Source organism: Mesorhizobium sp. M7A.F.Ca.US.005.03.2.1, assembly GCF_003997795.1.
GTDB lineage: Bacteria > Pseudomonadota > Alphaproteobacteria > Rhizobiales > Rhizobiaceae > Mesorhizobium > Mesorhizobium ciceri.
In genome coordinates this window covers 1-1,137 of the sequence record NZ_RZRP01001295.1, presented here as the reverse complement: position 1 = coordinate 1,137, position 1,137 = coordinate 1, and the positions used below count along the sequence as shown (strand labels likewise).

Here is a 1,137-nt window from a genome sequence, read left to right as displayed (position 1 = left end):
CCTTGTACAGTATCTGCCCGTCGCCGGTAGGCGAGGGGATCAGGCCGGTACCGCCTTCGCCGACTCCGAACATCGCTGCGGCACCTTCCTTGCCGAAATCGACGTCGTCAGCCTCGCGCTTGACACCGCGCTTGGTCTGCTTTTCCAGCTTCAGTTCGCTGGCAATGACATCGAGCGTTGCGCCGGCCTTGAGCCGCTTTTCCAGCTCGTCAGCCTTGGCGGCGAGCCGCTTGCTTGTTTCCGCCGCCGTCCAGTCGGCCACGACTTTCTGACGAACCTCATCCAGCGTGCGGTCGCGAGCCGGCGTGATGGACGCCACCTCATAGAAGACGAAGCCGTTGTCGGCTGTGGTCAAGGCATCGTTTTCCGTGTTGGGTTCGGCGTCGAAGACGGCTTTGATCAGCTCCGGCGATTGCGGCAGGTCCTTGACGATGCTTGCATCTGGCCGCAGTCCACTGCGATCGATGGCATCGATGGTGACGACCTTCAGCTTCAGCTTGGCCGCGGCGTCGGCCAGCGAACTGCCGGCGGCGCGGGTGTCATCGTAATTGTCGCGCACGTCCAGAAGGATGCGGCTTGCCTCGCCCAGCGCCAGATCCTTGCGGATCTGGTCGGACACCTCGGCCAGCGGCTTCACCACTTCGGGCTTGATCTCGGTGACACGCAGCAGCACCGGACCGAAGGCGCCCTGCACGACCTGGCTGACTTCATTGGCGTTAAGCGCGAAGGCGGCGTCGGCGACCGCCTTGTCGGCGATCTTGTCCTTGGCAAGCGTGCCGAGCAACGTGTCGGCCGGGGTCTTGCCTTCCGCCGTGACCAGCTTGTCGAAAGTGGCGCCTGCCTTGAGCGAATCGAGCGCGGCCTTGGCCGCATCCGGCGTCTTGAACACGAGCTGCTCGATGGTGCGCAATTCCGGCGTGGTGTAACGCGCCTTGTTCTTGTTGTAGTCGTCGCTGACCTGTTGGTCGGTGACGGCGGTCGGATCCATGATGTCGACCGGCTCGAGGCGGACATAGGAGAATTTGCGGTATTCGGGTGCCGCATATGTCTTCTTGTTGGCTTCGAAATAGGCCGAAAGCACGTTATCGGATGGCGCCGCGATCGGCTCCACCAGTGCCTTGGGCAGCGTCAAATAGT

General features: G+C 62.6%; 1 protein-coding gene. It reads right to left on the bottom strand.

Annotated features, from left to right (window positions below; all coding sequences use genetic code 11):
* Positions 1–1,137, bottom strand: a 1,137-nt coding sequence (locus tag EN991_RS37175; RefSeq protein ID WP_206519343.1) for a peptidyl-prolyl cis-trans isomerase, incomplete at both ends; no start/stop codon positions are given.